The organism is Dryocola boscaweniae (assembly GCF_025215095.1).
Lineage (GTDB): Bacteria > Pseudomonadota > Gammaproteobacteria > Enterobacterales > Enterobacteriaceae > Dryocola > Dryocola boscaweniae.
Genome location: NZ_JALHAP010000074.1, coordinates 111,051 through 126,562 on the forward strand (window position 1 = coordinate 111,051; position 15,512 = coordinate 126,562).

Genomic DNA, 15,512 nt, shown 5'->3' on the forward strand with positions numbered 1-15,512 from the left:
GGGCGAAGAAGAATCAGGAGCCCATGCGGTAATTCGGGGACTCTTTAGTAATGGTCACATCATGCACGTGACTTTCCTGAATGCCCGCACCGCTGATGCGTACAAATTCCGCTTTGGTACGCAGGTCGTCGATAGTACCACAGCCGGTCAGGCCCATACAGGAACGCAGGCCACCCATCTGCTGGTGAACGATCTCTTTCAGGCGACCTTTGTAAGCCACGCGGCCTTCGATACCTTCCGGAACCAGTTTGTCCGCAGCGTTATCGGTCTGGAAGTAGCGGTCAGAAGAACCTTTGGACATCGCGCCCAGGGAACCCATGCCGCGGTAAGACTTGAATGAGCGCCCCTGGTAGAGTTCGATTTCGCCCGGAGATTCTTCTGTACCCGCCAGCATCCCGCCAACCATTACGGCTGACGCACCTGCGGCGATAGCTTTTGCGATATCGCCGGAGAAACGGATACCGCCATCGGCAATAACCGGAATGCCGGTGCCTTCAAGCGCTTCCACCGCATCCGCTACAGCGGTAATTTGCGGAACGCCGACGCCGGTTACGATACGAGTAGTACAGATTGAGCCAGGACCGATGCCGACTTTCACCGCGCTTACGCCGGCTTCGGCCAACGCACGTGCGCCCGCAGCGGTTGCTACGTTACCGCCGATGATTTGCAGATCGGGATATTTTGCACGGGTTTCGCGAATACGTTGCAGAACGCCTTCGGAATGACCATGCGAGGAATCAATCAGCAGAATGTCCACGCCAGCCGCTACCAGAGCGTCGATGCGCTCTTCATTGCCTGCACCTGCCCCTACGGCAGCCCCAACGCGCAGACGGCCCTGGTCGTCTTTACAGGCGTTTGGTTTACGCTCTGCTTTCTGGAAGTCTTTTACGGTGATCATGCCACGCAGATGGAAGCTGCTGTCGACAACCAGCGCCTTCTCAACGCGCTTCTCGTGCATTTTAGACAGCACGACGTCACGCGCTTCGCCTTCTTTCACGGTAACCAGGCGCTCTTTCGGCGTCATGTAAACGCTGACTGGCTGGCTCAGATCGGTAACGAAACGCACGTCGCGACCGGTGATGATGCCGACCAGTTCGTATTTTTCAGTCACCACAGGATAGCCTGCGAAACCGTTACGCTCGGTGAGTTCTTTCACTTCACGCAGGGTGGTGGTCGGCAGCACGGTTTGCGGATCGGTAACCACGCCGCTTTCGTGTTTTTTCACGCGTTTGACTTCTTCAGCCTGGCGCTCAATCGACATATTTTTGTGGATGAAACCAAGACCACCTTCCTGAGCCAGTGCAATTGCCAGGCGTGCTTCGGTCACGGTATCCATGGCTGCGGACAGCATAGGGATATTGAGACGAATAGTTTTGGTCAGTTGGGTGCTTAAATCCGCCGTATTAGGCAGAACAGTGGAGTGAGCTGGAACAAGGAGAACGTCATCAAACGTCAGTGCTTCTTTGGCGATTCGTAGCATGGCAATATCTCAACCTGGGGTGAATGAGAACAGATAAAATATTGCCGCGGCATTATACAGAGCGGAATCGATTGCATCCACACTTTTTTGCGAAAACTCCTTGCCACTCGCGCCGGGGCAGGTACTATGAACCGAATAACCTGCTGATTTAAAATTTGATCCAGCTCACATGCCAATCGCAAATTCTCCCTCAATTTTTACCGTTACCCGCCTGAATCAAGCGGTCCGTTCGCTGCTGGAGCAGGAAATGGGACAGGTCTGGATCAGCGGCGAAATTTCCAACTTCAGCCAGCCCTCTTCCGGTCACTGGTACTTCACGCTCAAAGACGACACCGCTCAGGTGCGCTGTGCGATGTTCCGCAACAGCAACCGCCGGGTGACTTTTCGCCCGCAGCACGGGCAGCAGGTTTTGGTGCGCGCCAATATCACGCTTTACGAACCGCGCGGCGATTACCAGATCATCGTCGAGAGCATGCAGCCTGCAGGTGAAGGACTTTTGCAGCAGCAGTATGAACAGCTTAAACAGCGTTTGACGGCTGAAGGGCTTTTTGACCAGCAGCATAAAAAAACGCTGCCCAGCCCTGCGCGCCAGGTTGGAGTTATTACCTCAAAAACCGGTGCGGCGCTGCATGATATTTTGCATGTGTTAAAACGTCGCGATCCTTCGCTGCCGATAATTATCTACCCAACGGCCGTTCAGGGCGCTGACGCTCCGGCGCAAATCGTTCGCGTCATTGAGCTTGCGAACCTGCGGGATGAATGTGACGTGCTGATAGTCGGACGTGGCGGCGGTTCGCTGGAAGATTTATGGGGCTTTAACGACGAGCGTGTCGCACGCGCTATTTTCGCCAGCCAAATCCCCGTCGTTAGCGCCGTAGGGCATGAAACTGACGTCACGATCGCCGATTTTGTCGGCGATGTCCGAGCCCCGACGCCTTCTGCCGCTGCGGAAATTGTCAGCCGCAATCAGATAGAATTATTACGCCAGATCCAGTCGCAGCAAACGCGTATGGAAATGGCGATGGATTATTACCTTGCACAGCGGGCGCAACGCTTTACCCGTCTGCAGCATCGTTTGCAGCAGCAACATCCACAGCTACGCCTGGCGCGGCAGCAGACGACGCTTGAGCGTTTACAACAGCGTTTGACCGTCGCTATGGATGCAAAGCTACGCCGTTCCACGCAGCTTCAGCAACGGCTGGCGCAACGCCTGAACCAGCAGCAGCCCCAGGCGCGTATCCATCGCGCGCAAACCCGCATTCAGCAGCTTGAGTACCGATTGTCTCAGGTGCTTACCGCCCGGCTGAACACCACCCGTCAGCGTTTTGGTACCGCTCTGGCGCAGCTTGAAGCCGTCAGCCCTCTGGCGACGCTTGCTCGCGGCTACAGCGTCACAACGCAGACCGATGGCAAGGTATTGAAAAAAACTAAGCAGGTGAAATCCGGGGACAGGCTGACAACGCGTCTGGAAGATGGCTGGGTAGAAAGCCAGGTCACCGGCGTTACGCCGGTGAAACCTGCACGTAAGCGCAAACCTGCATCGAAAAGCGAATAATCAGGGCGCGACGGGGACAAACTCCACGCGCTTTTTAGAAATCAATCCATGGCCGTTCTGGCAGAAATAATCCACGGCTCCGCAGGCTTTTAACACTTCCAGCGGCTTATGGCATTCCGGACAACGGGCTTCCAGTTTAAAGTCCTGATTGCAGCTTTCGCAGCGGGCGCCGCTTTCCGTAGCCGTGAGCTGTTTGTCGCAAACCGGGCAGTTCAGTTCCATCATTTCTCCTCAAAAACAAAACGGGAGCCTTTCGCTCCCGCCTTAAAGATTTACCTTACCGGGAAAGTATACTAAAGAAAATTAGTATTAGTTTTTAAGGAGCTTAACGCCATATACCCTTTAATATGCGCCCGCCGACAGGCATGGAAAAGTCGTAGCGAGGCTCAGAAGAATGCGGCTTTCATTTCCTGCCTGAACCATTACCCGACGGGAGGTAAATCCATCAGATGAATTTCCTCAATATGGCGTTTGTTAAGGTTTATCACGCACTGATCTTTGTACGATTGATAATCATACGCTCTTTCTCCGATTGAGCTTGAGACTCCCAGACACTGTTTTTCTCTGTAGTTTTTCCATACGGTTTGCGCATCGAGAAAATGCTTGTTATATATAGCGCCAACAGTTTCTCCTGCATCCTGTTTATTTTCTGTAAAATAATCATAATTCGCTAATATTCTTTTACTGGTTTCCTGAATAACTTTATCTAATTCTTTTTCGCTTTTTTTAGCTTTTGCCGAAAAGCAATTATAGGCATTAGCGATCTGCTTTTGCTCTTTAAAGCATAGATCTCTTTCTGCGCCGCTTGACAGCTTTGCCTGTGCGCATAAAGGCAAAGTCAGCAATACAATTAACATAAAAAATTTCTCTTTCATTTCAAATGCCTTAATCTGTTCATTTCATATGACATATAAGTAGTTGAAGATTGAATATGGATTATAAGCGCTTGCTTTCCTTTTATCGCCGCGCTGAATAATGCTGCTGTATTTTCAACACCTTGGAAAAATATATCTACTAAAACATCTTTTATACGCTGGTCAAAGCTTTGCCAGGAGGGGGCATCAGGTATACGCCGGGATACTCTGCCATAAACGCTTTTGGTATATGCAAGTTTTTCGCTATAGGCGATTTCAAACAGCCCGATCTGTTGCTGATGGGTAATCTCTCCGACCAGCGGCCCGTACACCTTCACAAATTCACCTGCACGCTTTCCCTTAAGGCCGGCCGCTCTGGCGCAAAGGCTAGCTTTATACTCCTCCAGCTCCGCCTGCCGCAGCGTGGCGTAGATTTCTCCGGCAGAGCGGTTCCCCATATCATAACCCCGCCCCAGCGTAACCTCGGACAAACCCACGGGAGGCCAGTGCAGTATCCGTGAAAAACCAAGCGTCCTATACTGCCGGAACGGCTGCACGGCGGTCACATAATCAACGCCTTCCGCATCGAAGGTTATCTGTCCTTCCGTTACCGCCAGCGAACCACGCTGGTGTTTCGGACGCCAGCCCGGCGCTGCGTTTCTCAGGGCTTACATGAAGGCACCGTCGACAGGATGAACCAGACCCGACGGATGCATATGCAGCAAGCGCTGATACCAGCGAATGGCCTCAATGGTCGCCTGTCCGCACCGCCCGTTTATCTCGAGAACCCGGCCGGTCGCCTGCTGATAGCCGGCATTCACCATCATTTTCTGTATGTTTTTTACATCGTCAGCGGCGTTGGTGCCGCAGGTTCCGACCGAGGAAAATAACCGCGAGGGATGAAGCAGCACTGGATCTTGATATCCGGACATGAAAATCTCCCTTTATTCTTGTCTTCGCAGAAGAGTGTAATTGCTGTTCTCTGCTATGTCCTGAAAGGGGTTTAAAACAGAATTTTTGCCCGGGCATAAATCCTAGTATGCAGGCGACAAAGAAAGAGTCTTAATATTTGTTTGCGGAACTTGATCTGTCCAACTTTATGGGGTCAGTCCACGAGGCGGGCTTCCGGATTTTTTAGCAAATAATTTTAAAGAATGATTATTTGCTCTTCTTGATGTGAAAGGAAATTAAAGTAAATAATCGTTGATTTATAACAAATTTAATCACAGGTACATTTTAATGTGTACACCCTTGTGTACATAATAAACGCAAGTGCTACTCATTTTGTAAAAAATCCACTCAGCATACAGTTTTGGAGTTTATTTGTATTTGTTTTTTATTAGTTCGCCATTTTTTTTCATTATGTATATAGCGTCACTTACAGTGAATAAAATATCACTACCCCGACCAGTTTCAACGGAGAATACTCGATTTTTAGCAATGCAATTTGCTTTTGTTTTCATATCAGAAAAGCATCTCCTGTCATATTTCCCCTCTTCCTTATACCCATCTCCAAAATCCCAGAAGACAATAGTAAAGTTTCCGGAGGAGGATAGTTTCGGTATGTTATATTTATCCTTTATCATGTCTTTGTTTTTAAGCCACCAGCTTATTTTTCCCTTATCTGTAACCGGGAAAGCCTTGACTAAAACAGAAGCATGGTTGCCATCCTCATGAACTGCGACGATTTCCACCGTACGCAGCGACAACCAAAGCCAATATCCCAGCAGCATGCATCCAGTCAGGAAGATCAGCACAATGGCCTGCTTCTTTTTCACTCTCATTTGCGGGCTCCTGTGATTTCAATGGTGGTTTCCATATTAGTCATAAATGGCTTAAAACCAAACTGATTGTATCGCTGGAGCACAAACCAGATACGGAAAAATCGGAACTGGCTAAATTTAAATTTTGATATATCGTCACTGTCCAGCCCAAAGTGATCCTGAACTTTGTAATGAACCACAGCCCGGAAACGATCATTATCAATCTGTAGTGATTTTATGGTGATATGCGTCGCCCAGGTATCGTGGACAGTTATTCCCATACCGTTGAAATTATCCTGAACACGGTCAAATTTAGGGAGTTTGCCATCCATGATTGCCCCTCTGAGTTCTTCTTTTTCACTTATGGGGTAACATTTATTTTCCCAATCAATTTTTGTATTAAAGACTTTTTCCAGCAGTAAGCGAGTACTATTCCCCGGTGAATTATCATTCAAAATATGGTCCTTCAATGCCCTGTCAAGCAACATATGTCTGAACTGTGTGCCGCTGGCTTTCTGCATATGAGTAATCATCTGCTTTATTAGCGGCTGGTAAGGGCTGTAAATCGCAAACGTGCGGGATAAGTCCCGGAATTCGTCAAAGAGTATAGCGGCGCATTGCTGCCGGGTAATTTTCTCCCCTTCGCCACGTGAGCCATGAAACATTGATTGTGGCTGGCTGAACGGGGTGATCTTCGTCAGCGTGTATGGGTTCGCCCTGGTGGAAACATCCACCAGATGAAAATGCTCTTTGAGCTGGCTTTCGGACAGGTCGCCGCACAGCATATCGCTGGCGTGGTAGTCGTCCATCCATTTTCGAGTTTTAAATACCGTGCAGGGAAACTGGAGCGCTGGCATAATTTACATTCCTCGTAGTGATAGTCCATGCTGCCTTAGCGCCGCTAATCATAGTCAGAGCCTTGCCATGGTGTAAATATTCCCTGTTTTATACCGTGAGAATTCGGATTTCTGGACGGTAAAAGAGTTCTGTGGGATTTACCGATCCTCAGCAAAAAATCTTAGGAAATCATAGGAGCCCGGTTGACACTTTTTCGCAAAATGCCCTTAGCACCTTAATAAATCTGTATATCGGGTTGAAACTTTTCGCGGCCTGACCTTAACATCCTTACCTGACTCTTTCCCCGAAAACCCAGCAGTGACGCGGCTTTATTCGGATTTACGCTTTTACAGTGGTCGGCCAAAGTGTAAAGCTATCGGTTTCGTTTTCCGGGTAAGGTTGACACTTTTGATGGAAATATGGGGTTTTCTGACTGGCTTCACAAGGAATTGGCGGCAATAAGCCAGTCATGGCGGGGGGGCAGCGGGGTTGACGCTTTTTCGTCGGGGAGGTGAAAAGTGTCAACCTGCGCGTTTCGTATCTCAGAGATGGTTGACACTTTGCCACCGGTCGACGTTGGCACATATCACCTGTGCGCTTTTTCGCGCCAGAGTGAAAGAGCTTTAATCCCCTCCGGACTCCAGTTCGCTATTTTTTAGCCATAGCGTTAGTCTCCTTAACTTTGTGGTCAGAAGCCCAGTATGTGTTCCCGCGCCGCCGGGCTTCGCTGCTTTTGGTGTATGTCACCAACAAAACTAATCCTACTACCAAGGTGAAATACACTTCAAGGCTTTTTTCTGCCTTTCAATTGTGTATGCTGACATACACCAAATCATTAGGAGGCGAGGAATGGTAACTGGTGCAAAGAATACGAAATCGCAAATGACTACAATTCGAATCCCCCATGATGTTATGGAAGGAATAGAGCAGAGTAAGGACGATGGCGAAAGCACAGCGGGTTTTTTAGTTGCCGCAGCAAGGGGCGAGATAAAGCGCCGGCAGCGCCGTAAAGCAAAAGTGGAAACGCCAAAGGAGTGATCCACACTGGCGAGTAACCAAATGGCGTGGCCGCAAGCAGCGCCCTTTTCTTTTTGGCTGGAAATATCGGCTCCACGACCACGCAATAGCAAATGCGTCGCCAGCCTGGTATCATCAAGGCCACCAGCAACGCTGGCACAGTGGCATCCAGACATACGTTCACAGAAGCGCTCCGGGCATGGGGCGCTTTTTCTTTGGGCGCTATTCATGGTTGGCCTCCACACGACGCGACAGCTAACGTTGGGACAGGCGCAACAGCTCTGATTTACGTTACGGGTAATCCTTCCCCAACTCAAGCAAAGTGATATTTGTCTGCTCAAGATAAGAAAGGTGTTCCAACTGCGCCGTATTCATACTGTCGCGTGGTTCGCCTGCGATGCCGTTCATCTTCGCCCACTGTTTGGCAGTCATGCCGCCCAGCACGATACGCGCCAGCATGTTTGATTCGGTGGTGTAATGGTGCTGGAGCGTACGTAGTTTTGCCCCGGTCAGCGCGGTAAGCCTCCAGCGCCGCACACATTGGTTTAAAGTAACTTGCAACGGTAATGCGGGCTTTCAGTTCCCGGCGCAATGCTGCAGCCTGTTCTGGCGCTCTCCTGCGTAATTCTTCCTCACATTTAATGAAATAGTGTCTATGGCCCGTCCTTGTTCTGTGCGTTCCACCATCGACAGCTCTTTACCCATACGCAGGGTAATCAAATATTCATATGTAAGCCGTTGGCGAGTTTTTGAGCTCCCTGGCTTTGGTGAGCTCAAACTTTCCGCAATCTCAAAGTCTGTACCTTCTGTAAAACCATACTCTGCAATTCGGTTTTTTATCCAAGTGGTAAAATCGCGTCTTACCCCTAATGCTGAATGCAATGTTTTAGCGCTCACAATGTCAGTGGGATGGCGACCGATGACACCGGAAATTACCGGGATCATTTCGGCGAAATTCTGCTGTTGCTCGTTTTCAGAGTGAGCGAAGCCCTGACCATTGAGGCCACTATTTTTCATATTCACGTTTTTACTCCGTAATCTTTATCGAGTCCGGGAGAAGTAGAGCACTCGCCCGGCACTGCAACAAATCGATCTCACAAGTATTGTTTGCGAAACCTAAGTTACTGAATGAGGATTCTGCTTATTTAGGCAGACTGGCGGCGCTCTTCCAGCCACTGATTGATCTCCACCGCATCAAAGGCTGTGATTTTCTCACCCAGCTTTTTTGGCTTCGGTAAAGTGCCGTTGCGTACCTTCCGATCAAGAGTAGAAAGGCTCATACCCAGCATTTCAGCCAGGCGATATCGGCGAATGTAGCCAGTTGTGGGAATTGCGGATTGAATGGAAGGTTGGTTTTTCATATACCCCGTTACCTCTTGCTGGTGGTTGGTGATTCGTAACGGGGTAATTGGCGGGTGTAATATGTAATACTCAGCGGCTAGTTGCGAAACGTTAATAGCATTCTTCTTTGCCTCGATTTTTGCAACAGCCTCAGCCTTTCGCTCTTGTTTCTCCCCGGCAACGTCATAGCCCAGCGTAACGCGAGCGGGTAACTCTTTAACAGCCTCTCGCGCCTTACTCAGAGTTATATCAGCATACGAACCAATGACCATGGCTCGTGCCTTGCCAGCAAATTTATAGCGAAACCTCCAGAATGGACACGTGTAGCTTTTGGAAAGCTCAAATAAAGCCCGTTACCATCGGCTCTACCGTCAAACCTCTCCCCGCTTTTAATCCAAGCCCTGATCTGAATATCAGTTAATCCAGACATAGCTATCACTCACATTTTCGGCTCTTTTGTACATAAAATTTCCGCTCCGTGTACACAAAACCGCTTTAACGTGTACACAAAATCACGCCATTGTGGATTAGGCACACCCATATGTACATCCTGATTATGCGTTGTCATGCATCGTAATGATAGCTAATGACAACAAAAAAGCCCGCGAGGCGGGCTTCTGCATTTTTTAGCAAATAATTTTAAAGAATGATTATTTGCTCTTCTTGATGTGCTTGATTAAGCGCTTACGCTTGCGCATCTGGTTCGGCGTCAGGGTGTTACGTTTGTTGGCAAACGGGTTATCCCCTTCTTTAAACTGGATACGGATTGGCGTGCCCATGACGTCCAGCGATTTGCGGAAGTAGTTCATCAGGTAACGCTTGTAGGAATCCGGCAGGTCTTTCACCTGGTTGCCGTGGATAACGACAATCGGCGGGTTATAACCGCCGGCGTGCGCATATTTCAGCTTCACGCGACGACCACGCACCAGCGGTGGCTGATGGTCTTCTGCCGCCATATTCATGATACGGGTCAGCAGCGCTGTGCTTACACGACGGGTAGAGCTATCGTAGGCTTCGCGTACGGATTCAAACAGATTGCCAACGCCGCTGCCGTGTAGCGCAGAAATAAAGTGCACACGGGCAAAGTCGATGAAGCCAAGGCGGTAATCAAGCGTCTCTTTTACCTGCTCTCTGACTTCATTGCTCAGGCCGTCCCACTTGTTGACCACGATCACCAGTGAGCGCCCACTATTGAGGATAAAGCCGAGCAGCGAGAGATCCTGATCGGAGATGCCTTCACGGGCATCAATAACCAACAGCACGACGTTTGCGTCCTCAATCGCCTGCAAGGTTTTGATAACCGAGAATTTTTCGACGGTTTCCGTGATCTTGCCGCGCTTACGCACACCAGCGGTGTCGATAAGCACATACTCGCGTTCATCACGCTCCATTGGAATGTAAATGCTGTCGCGAGTGGTGCCCGGCATGTCGTAAACCACGACGCGGTCTTCACCGAGGATACGGTTGGTGAGCGTTGACTTACCTACGTTCGGACGGCCAACGATCGCAAGCTTAATCGGCAAGTCCTGAGGATTAAAGGCTTCCTCTTCTTCCTCTTCGATTTGTTCTTCATCATCGGAAACGATGCCGTTTTTGGCATTGAATGCCGCCCAGTAGGCTGCATCTTCGTCAATTTCTTCTTCTTCGGCGCACGGATTCACTTCATCAATGAACGGCATCAGTACATGTTCCAGCAGGCTGGTCACGCCGCGGCCATGGGATGCAGCAATCGGATGAATTTCACCTAAACCGAGAGAGTAGAAATCAATAACCGCTTGATCCGGGTCCATGCCGTCAGTTTTGTTCGCCACGAGGAACGTCGGCTTCTGACGCGAGCGCAAATGTTTAGCGATAGCTTCATCAGCAGGCATCAAACCCGCGCGAGCATCCACCATAAACAGCACGACATCGGCTTCTTCAATCGCCAGCAGGGATTGTTCAGCCATACGCGTTTCAACGCCGTCTTCCGTGCCGTCAATACCGCCGGTATCGATAGCAATAAATTCGCGGCCTTCCACTTCAGCACGACCATACTTGCGGTCGCGAGTCAGCCCCGGGAAATCCGCGACTAGCGCATCTCGGGTACGCGTCAAGCGGTTAAACAACGTGGATTTTCCGACATTAGGGCGCCCGACCAGCGCAACCACAGGTACCATTATAAAAGCCTCATTACTCAATAATTCATCATCAAACGACGCTAAAACGCGCCGTTTCTAAAAACAGGAAACGGCTCCCGGACTTCAGGAACCGTTTCATACTCGCTAATTATCTGGCAAGTTTAGCGTTTGATCGAGTACAGCGTACCGTCTTTCGCCTGAATCAGCAGTTTATCGCTGGCGACAACCGGCTCGGTCTGGAAGCCGGAGCTGTCCATCTTCTGCTGAGCAACAAAACGACCGTCGTCGGTGTTAATCCAGTGCATATAACCTTCGCTGTCGCCAACTACCAGGTAGCCGTTATACAGCGCAGGCGTTGTCAGGTTGCGGTGCAGCAGATCGCTTTGCGTCCACAGCGTAACGCCACCTTCAGCGTTCAGCGCAATAACGCGGTCATTCTGATCGACCAGGAAGATACGGTTGGCATCAACGATAAAATCATTCACCGAGCCCAGCTCGCGTTTCCACATTACCTGACCAGAACGCAGATCCAACGCAGTCAGATTGCCGTTATAGGCCAGGGCGTAAACCACGCCGTTTACGATAACCGGGGTGGTATCCACATCGCTCAGACGATCGATTTCTGTCGCGCCCGTCGCCTGGGAAATACGTTGCTGCCAGATCAACTGGCCTTGCTTCATCAGCACTGCGCTGACGCGTCCGTTATCACCGCCTACGATTGCAGCACCAAAAGCAACCGCTGGCGCTGATTCGCCGCGCAGAGAAAGCGCTGGAATATCAAGGTTAACGGTCCATGCAACGGCGCCGTCGTTCTCATTCATTGCCTGCAACTGACCGTTACTGGTATGTATCAGCACTAAACCGTCGCTGACCACCGGGCGAGAAAGCACCTCACCCGCGGCCTTGCTTTGCCATGCAATACTGCCGTCGGAAGTATTGAGCGCGAAAACCTGCGCTTTTTCGCTGCCGACGTAAACATGAGCGCCTTCAACCGTTACGCCGCCAGACAGCAGCGCCGGACGGTTTCTGGAGAAGAAGCCGGTTTTCTCAGAGAGATCGACCGACCAGATTTCTTTACCGTCATCCGCATTGACCGCTTTAACGGTGCCGTGACGGTCAGCCGCATAAACCGCGCTGTCCTGCCAGGCAGGATGAAGGTTGGAATAAAAATCGCCAATGCCGCTGCCGATGGAAGTGCTCCACACTTTTTCCGGCTCGAACTGGTTTTCAACCGTTGGCAGCGGAGACATTTTAACAACGTCTTCTTCACCGCTGAACAATGAGCAGCCGCTGAGCAGCGTCAGAGAAATCAGCCCTGGTACAAGTAATTTACGCAATTGCATCGGGTCCCTCTTAGCTGGACAAGTTATTAATTTTCATCTGCATCATTTCACGCAGCGCAGGAGAAGCATCGGTTTGAGCGCCTTTACTCCAGGCATCACGCGCGCCTTGCTTGTCTCCTTTGCTGAGCAACGCTTCACCGCGCAAATCAGCCACTATCGCCACCCAACCTTCGCCCTTAATGCCATCGAGGGTTTTCAGCGCAGTATCGGCCTGTTTTTGTTGGATCTGGATACGCGCCAGACGCACATTAATCAGCGCCTGAAGGTTTGCGTCGCTGGTATTGCTCAGGCCTTGTTGCAACTGCGCGGCAGCTTTCGCAAGGTCGTTGTTATCAACATATTTTTGAGCCAGTTCCAGCGAAGCCAGCGCACCGTAAGTATTTTTTGTCTCAGCGGCAAATTTCTCCGCAGCGCTAAGCGTTGCCGGTTGGCTTGCATTCACGGCGCTTGTGACGTTTTGATATTCCAGCGATGAAGCCATCGCAGAATCAGCCTGATGGCTGTTCCAGTAACGCCAGCCGACCAGCGCGCCAATCCCTAGCACGACACCAACCACCAGCGCTTTGCCGTTTTCGGCAAAGAAGCGCTTTACCGCTTCCACCTGATCGTTTTCGTTCTCGTAAACTTCCACGCAGCCCTTCTCCTTAACGATTAATCACCGGGAAATTAGCCCAGTAGCGCCTGCAGATGCGAACCCGTATTTTGTTGCTCTACGGTTTGTTGTTCACCTGTGCGCAGATCCTTCACAACAACCTGACCTTTAGCAACTTCGTCTTCGCCGAGGACTAATGCAAAGCTCGCGCCCCATTTATCCGCTCGGGTGAATTGCTTCTTGAAGTTGCCGCCGCCGTAGTTGGTCATAAGCTTCAATGCCGGGACCTGGTCACGCAACTGCTCGGCCAACAGCATAGCCGCCGCCTGAGTTCCCTGACCCGACGATATCAGGTAAATATCGACAACAGATTCTGCTTTAAATTCAGGATTAATTGCCTGAACCAGTAAAACAAGACGTTCAAGCCCCATGGCGAAACCAACCGCAGGAGCCGCACGGCCGCCGAGCTGCTCAACCAGGCCGTCGTAACGGCCACCGGCACACACGGTTCCCTGAGAGCCAAGGCTGCTGGTTACCCACTCGAACACGGTACGGTTGTAATAATCGAGGCCACGGACCAGACGCTGATTCACGGTATAAGCAATGCCGGCAGCGTCCAGATACTGGCACAGGCCAGTAAAGTGTTCACGGGACTCGTCGTCCAGATAGTCGCCCAACGCCGGTGCATTATCCAGCAGCGCCTGCACGTCAGGATTCTTGGAATCCAGCACGCGCAGCGGATTGCTGTACATACGACGCTTGCTGTCTTCATCCAGCTTATCTTTAAATTGTTCCAGGTACGCTACCAGCGCTTCGCGATATTTCGCACGCGCTTCAAGCGAACCAATGGAGTTCAGTTCCAGGCTGACATGTTTGTCGATACCCAGCGCACGCCACCAGCGCGCGGTCAGCATGATTAATTCAGCATCGATATCCGGCCCCTGCAGACCGAAGACTTCAACACCCAACTGATTAAACTGACGATAGCGCCCTTTCTGCGGACGCTCATGACGGAACATCGGCCCGATATACCACAAGCGCTGTTCCTGATTGTACAGAAGACCATGTTCGATACCGGCACGCACGCAGCCCGCGGTGCCTTCAGGACGCAGCGTCAGGCTATCGCCGTTGCGATCCTCAAAGGTATACATCTCTTTTTCAACCACGTCGGTGACTTCACCGATAGCGCGTTTGAATAATGGGGTCTGCTCTACAATCGGCAAACGGATTTCGCTATAACCGTAGCTGCCGAGCACCTGTTTCAGAATGCCTTCAATGCGCTGCCAGATGGCGGTTTCGCCCGGCAGGTAATCGTTCATGCCGCGAATGGCTTGAATGTTTTTTGCCACGTTTGTTCTCTGTCGTTTTATACAAAAAATGAACCCGAAATCGGGATTTTCGCTATTGCAAAAAAACCGGCGGGTTCAATCATACACTTTGAAGCCTTATGCTTCCCATGTTTCGCACTATTTTTCCAACTGCTGGATGCTGATACGCTGCTTCTCATCGAGCATGTTGGCCTTCGCACGAATACGCGCTTCAAGCTGAGCAATCATGTTGTCGTTATCCATGCGCTCTTTCTGGCGTACGCCGTCTTCGTAGAAACCGCTTTTCTTGTTGCCGCCAGTTACGCCAAGCGTTGAAACCAGCGCTTCGCCCGGGCCATTCACCACGCAGCCGATAATGGAAACGTCCATCGGCGTGATGATGTCTTCAAGACGCTGCTCCAGCGCATTGACGGTACCGATAACGTCAAACTCCTGACGTGAGCAGGTTGGGCAGGCGATAAAGTTAATCCCACGAGAACGAATGCGCAGTGATTTCAGGATATCAAAACCAACTTTGATCTCTTCGACAGGATCGGCCGCAAGCGAAACACGTAAGGTATCCCCGATGCCTTCTGAAAGCAGCAAACCAAGGCCGATTGCCGATTTCACGGAGCCGCTGCGGAAACCGCCTGCTTCAGTGATCCCCAAATGCAACGGCTGATCGATTTGTTTTGCCAGCAGGCGATAAGATTCCACCGCAAGAAAAACGTCGGAGGCTTTTACGCTCACCTTAAACCGATCGAAATTAAGACGATCCAGGTGATCCACATGGCGCATAGCCGATTCAAGCAGAGCTTGCGGCGTTGGCTCGCCGTACTTTTCCTGCAGATCTCTTTCCAGAGAACCGGCGTTGACCCCGATACGGATCGGAATGTTTTTATCACGGGCGCAATCGACAACCGTGCGGATACGCTCTTCGCTGCCGATATTGCCCGGGTTGATGCGCAGGCAATCAACGCCATATTCAGCAACTTTCAGCGCGATGCGATAGTCGAAATGGATATCGGCGACCAGCGGGACATTAACCTGCTGTTTGATAAGTTTAAAAGCTTCTGCAGCGTCCATAGTCGGCACCGATACGCGAACGATATCGGCTCCCACTCTTTCTAACGCTTTGATCTGATTGACCGTGGCTTCAACATCCGTGGTTCGGGTGTTGGTCATGGACTGGACGGCGATAGGGGCTCCATCGCCGATAGGCACATTCCCGACATAGATGCGTTTAGATTTTCTACGCTGAATCGGGGTTTCGTTATGCATTACAAGTCTCCACAAGTACACGTCT

General features: G+C 50.7%; 15 protein-coding genes and 2 pseudogenes. 2 read left to right on the forward strand and 15 right to left on the reverse strand.

What is annotated here, in order from left to right:
* Nucleotides 1-13: 13 nt before the first annotated feature.
* Nucleotides 14-1,480, reverse strand: coding sequence for an IMP dehydrogenase (guaB, locus tag MUA00_RS06550; RefSeq protein WP_271122288.1), 1,467 nt, complete (start codon nt 1,478-1,480; stop codon nt 14-16).
* Nucleotides 1,481-1,649: 169 nt separating this feature from the next.
* Between guaB and xseA the strand changes: the two genes are divergently transcribed.
* Nucleotides 1,650-3,035, forward strand: coding sequence for an exodeoxyribonuclease VII large subunit (gene xseA, locus MUA00_RS06555; protein ID WP_271122287.1), 1,386 nt, complete (start codon nt 1,650-1,652; stop codon nt 3,033-3,035).
* On the opposite strand, the gene MUA00_RS06560 is transcribed toward xseA, so the two are convergent.
* From MUA00_RS06560 to MUA00_RS06580, 6 genes are all read right to left on the reverse strand, one after another.
* A complete protein-coding gene (locus MUA00_RS06560) occupies nt 3,036-3,257 on the reverse strand; it encodes a zinc ribbon domain-containing protein (RefSeq protein ID WP_271122381.1) in 222 nt (73 codons plus the stop codon).
* A gap of 200 nt (nt 3,258-3,457) precedes the next feature.
* Complete coding sequence (locus MUA00_RS06565; RefSeq protein ID WP_271122286.1) at nt 3,458-3,910, reverse strand: lysozyme inhibitor LprI family protein; 453 nt, start codon at nt 3,908-3,910, stop codon at nt 3,458-3,460.
* The gene (locus MUA00_RS21230) at nt 3,907-4,455 is read right to left on the reverse strand and encodes a lysozyme family protein (RefSeq protein ID WP_333780869.1); all 549 of its coding nucleotides are present in this window, start codon (nt 4,453-4,455) and stop codon (nt 3,907-3,909) included. The genes MUA00_RS06565 and MUA00_RS21230 overlap by 4 nt, the downstream gene beginning before the upstream one ends.
* A 102-nt stretch (nt 4,456-4,557) precedes the next feature.
* Entirely contained in the window at nt 4,558-4,821 is a 264-nt protein-coding gene (locus MUA00_RS21235; protein ID WP_333780868.1) for a peptidoglycan-binding domain-containing protein, read from the reverse strand.
* Between the two features lie 387 nt (nt 4,822-5,208).
* A complete protein-coding gene (locus MUA00_RS06575; protein ID WP_271122285.1) occupies nt 5,209-5,673 on the reverse strand; it encodes a DUF943 family protein in 465 nt (154 codons plus the stop codon).
* Entirely contained in the window at nt 5,670-6,509 is an 840-nt protein-coding gene (locus tag MUA00_RS06580; protein ID WP_271122284.1) for a YPO3983 family protein, read from the reverse strand. Before MUA00_RS06580 ends, MUA00_RS06575 begins: the two co-directional genes overlap by 4 nt.
* Before the next feature lie 829 nt (nt 6,510-7,338).
* Here MUA00_RS06580 and MUA00_RS06585 point away from each other — a divergent pair.
* Complete coding sequence (locus tag MUA00_RS06585; protein ID WP_271122283.1) at nt 7,339-7,527, forward strand: YlcI/YnfO family protein; 189 nt, start codon at nt 7,339-7,341, stop codon at nt 7,525-7,527.
* 234 nt (nt 7,528-7,761) lie between these two features.
* Here the strand turns inward: MUA00_RS06585 and MUA00_RS06590 are convergent.
* The 8 genes and pseudogenes from MUA00_RS06590 to ispG form a co-directional block, all read right to left on the reverse strand.
* Nucleotides 7,762-8,523, reverse strand: a pseudogene (locus MUA00_RS06590) (antA/AntB antirepressor family protein).
* A 128-nt stretch (nt 8,524-8,651) separates the two neighbouring features.
* A complete protein-coding gene (locus MUA00_RS06595) occupies nt 8,652-8,867 on the reverse strand; it encodes a helix-turn-helix transcriptional regulator (protein WP_271122380.1) in 216 nt (71 codons plus the stop codon).
* A pseudogene (locus tag MUA00_RS06600) lies at nt 8,862-9,277 on the reverse strand (Arm DNA-binding domain-containing protein); the annotation flags it as partial. The gene MUA00_RS06595 and the pseudogene MUA00_RS06600, both read right to left, overlap by 6 nt.
* A gap of 220 nt (nt 9,278-9,497) precedes the next feature.
* Complete coding sequence (gene der / locus MUA00_RS06605; RefSeq protein ID WP_271122282.1) at nt 9,498-11,003, reverse strand: ribosome biogenesis GTPase Der; 1,506 nt, start codon at nt 11,001-11,003, stop codon at nt 9,498-9,500.
* A 122-nt stretch (nt 11,004-11,125) separates the two neighbouring features.
* The gene (gene bamB, locus MUA00_RS06610; protein WP_271122281.1) at nt 11,126-12,307 is read right to left on the reverse strand and encodes an outer membrane protein assembly factor BamB; all 1,182 of its coding nucleotides are present in this window, start codon (nt 12,305-12,307) and stop codon (nt 11,126-11,128) included.
* A gap of 10 nt (nt 12,308-12,317) precedes the next feature.
* Nucleotides 12,318-12,938, reverse strand: a complete 621-nt coding sequence (locus tag MUA00_RS06615; RefSeq protein WP_271122280.1) for a YfgM family protein — start codon at nt 12,936-12,938, stop codon at nt 12,318-12,320.
* Between the two features lie 35 nt (nt 12,939-12,973).
* Complete coding sequence (gene hisS / locus MUA00_RS06620; protein WP_271122279.1) at nt 12,974-14,248, reverse strand: histidine--tRNA ligase; 1,275 nt, start codon at nt 14,246-14,248, stop codon at nt 12,974-12,976.
* 117 nt (nt 14,249-14,365) lie between these two features.
* Nucleotides 14,366-15,487 (reverse strand): flavodoxin-dependent (E)-4-hydroxy-3-methylbut-2-enyl-diphosphate synthase, encoded by a 1,122-nt coding sequence (gene ispG / locus MUA00_RS06625; protein ID WP_271122278.1) that lies wholly within the window; start codon nt 15,485-15,487, stop codon nt 14,366-14,368.
* Nucleotides 15,488-15,512: the final 25 nt, after the last annotated feature.

What these genes read in the sequence shown, in the direction of transcription:
- guaB (WP_271122288.1), bottom strand. Translation starts at nt 1,480, where the DNA reads ATGCTACGAATCGCCAAAGAAGCACTGACGTTTGATGACGTTCTCCTT.
- xseA (WP_271122287.1), top strand. Translation starts at nt 1,650, where the DNA reads ATGCCAATCGCAAATTCTCCCTCAATTTTTACCGTTACCCGCCTGAAT.
- MUA00_RS06560 (WP_271122381.1), bottom strand. Translation starts at nt 3,257, where the DNA reads ATGGAACTGAACTGCCCGGTTTGCGACAAACAGCTCACGGCTACGGAA.
- MUA00_RS06565 (WP_271122286.1), bottom strand. Translation starts at nt 3,910, where the DNA reads ATGAAAGAGAAATTTTTTATGTTAATTGTATTGCTGACTTTGCCTTTA.
- MUA00_RS21235 (WP_333780868.1), bottom strand. Translation starts at nt 4,821, where the DNA reads ATGTCCGGATATCAAGATCCAGTGCTGCTTCATCCCTCGCGGTTATTT.
- MUA00_RS06575 (WP_271122285.1), bottom strand. Translation starts at nt 5,673, where the DNA reads ATGAGAGTGAAAAAGAAGCAGGCCATTGTGCTGATCTTCCTGACTGGA.
- MUA00_RS06580 (WP_271122284.1), bottom strand. Translation starts at nt 6,509, where the DNA reads ATGCCAGCGCTCCAGTTTCCCTGCACGGTATTTAAAACTCGAAAATGG.
- MUA00_RS06585 (WP_271122283.1), top strand. Translation starts at nt 7,339, where the DNA reads ATGGTAACTGGTGCAAAGAATACGAAATCGCAAATGACTACAATTCGA.
- MUA00_RS06595 (WP_271122380.1), bottom strand. Translation starts at nt 8,867, where the DNA reads ATGAAAAACCAACCTTCCATTCAATCCGCAATTCCCACAACTGGCTAC.
- der (WP_271122282.1), bottom strand. Translation starts at nt 11,003, where the DNA reads ATGGTACCTGTGGTTGCGCTGGTCGGGCGCCCTAATGTCGGAAAATCC.
- bamB (WP_271122281.1), bottom strand. Translation starts at nt 12,307, where the DNA reads ATGCAATTGCGTAAATTACTTGTACCAGGGCTGATTTCTCTGACGCTG.
- ispG (WP_271122278.1), bottom strand. Translation starts at nt 15,487, where the DNA reads ATGCATAACGAAACCCCGATTCAGCGTAGAAAATCTAAACGCATCTAT.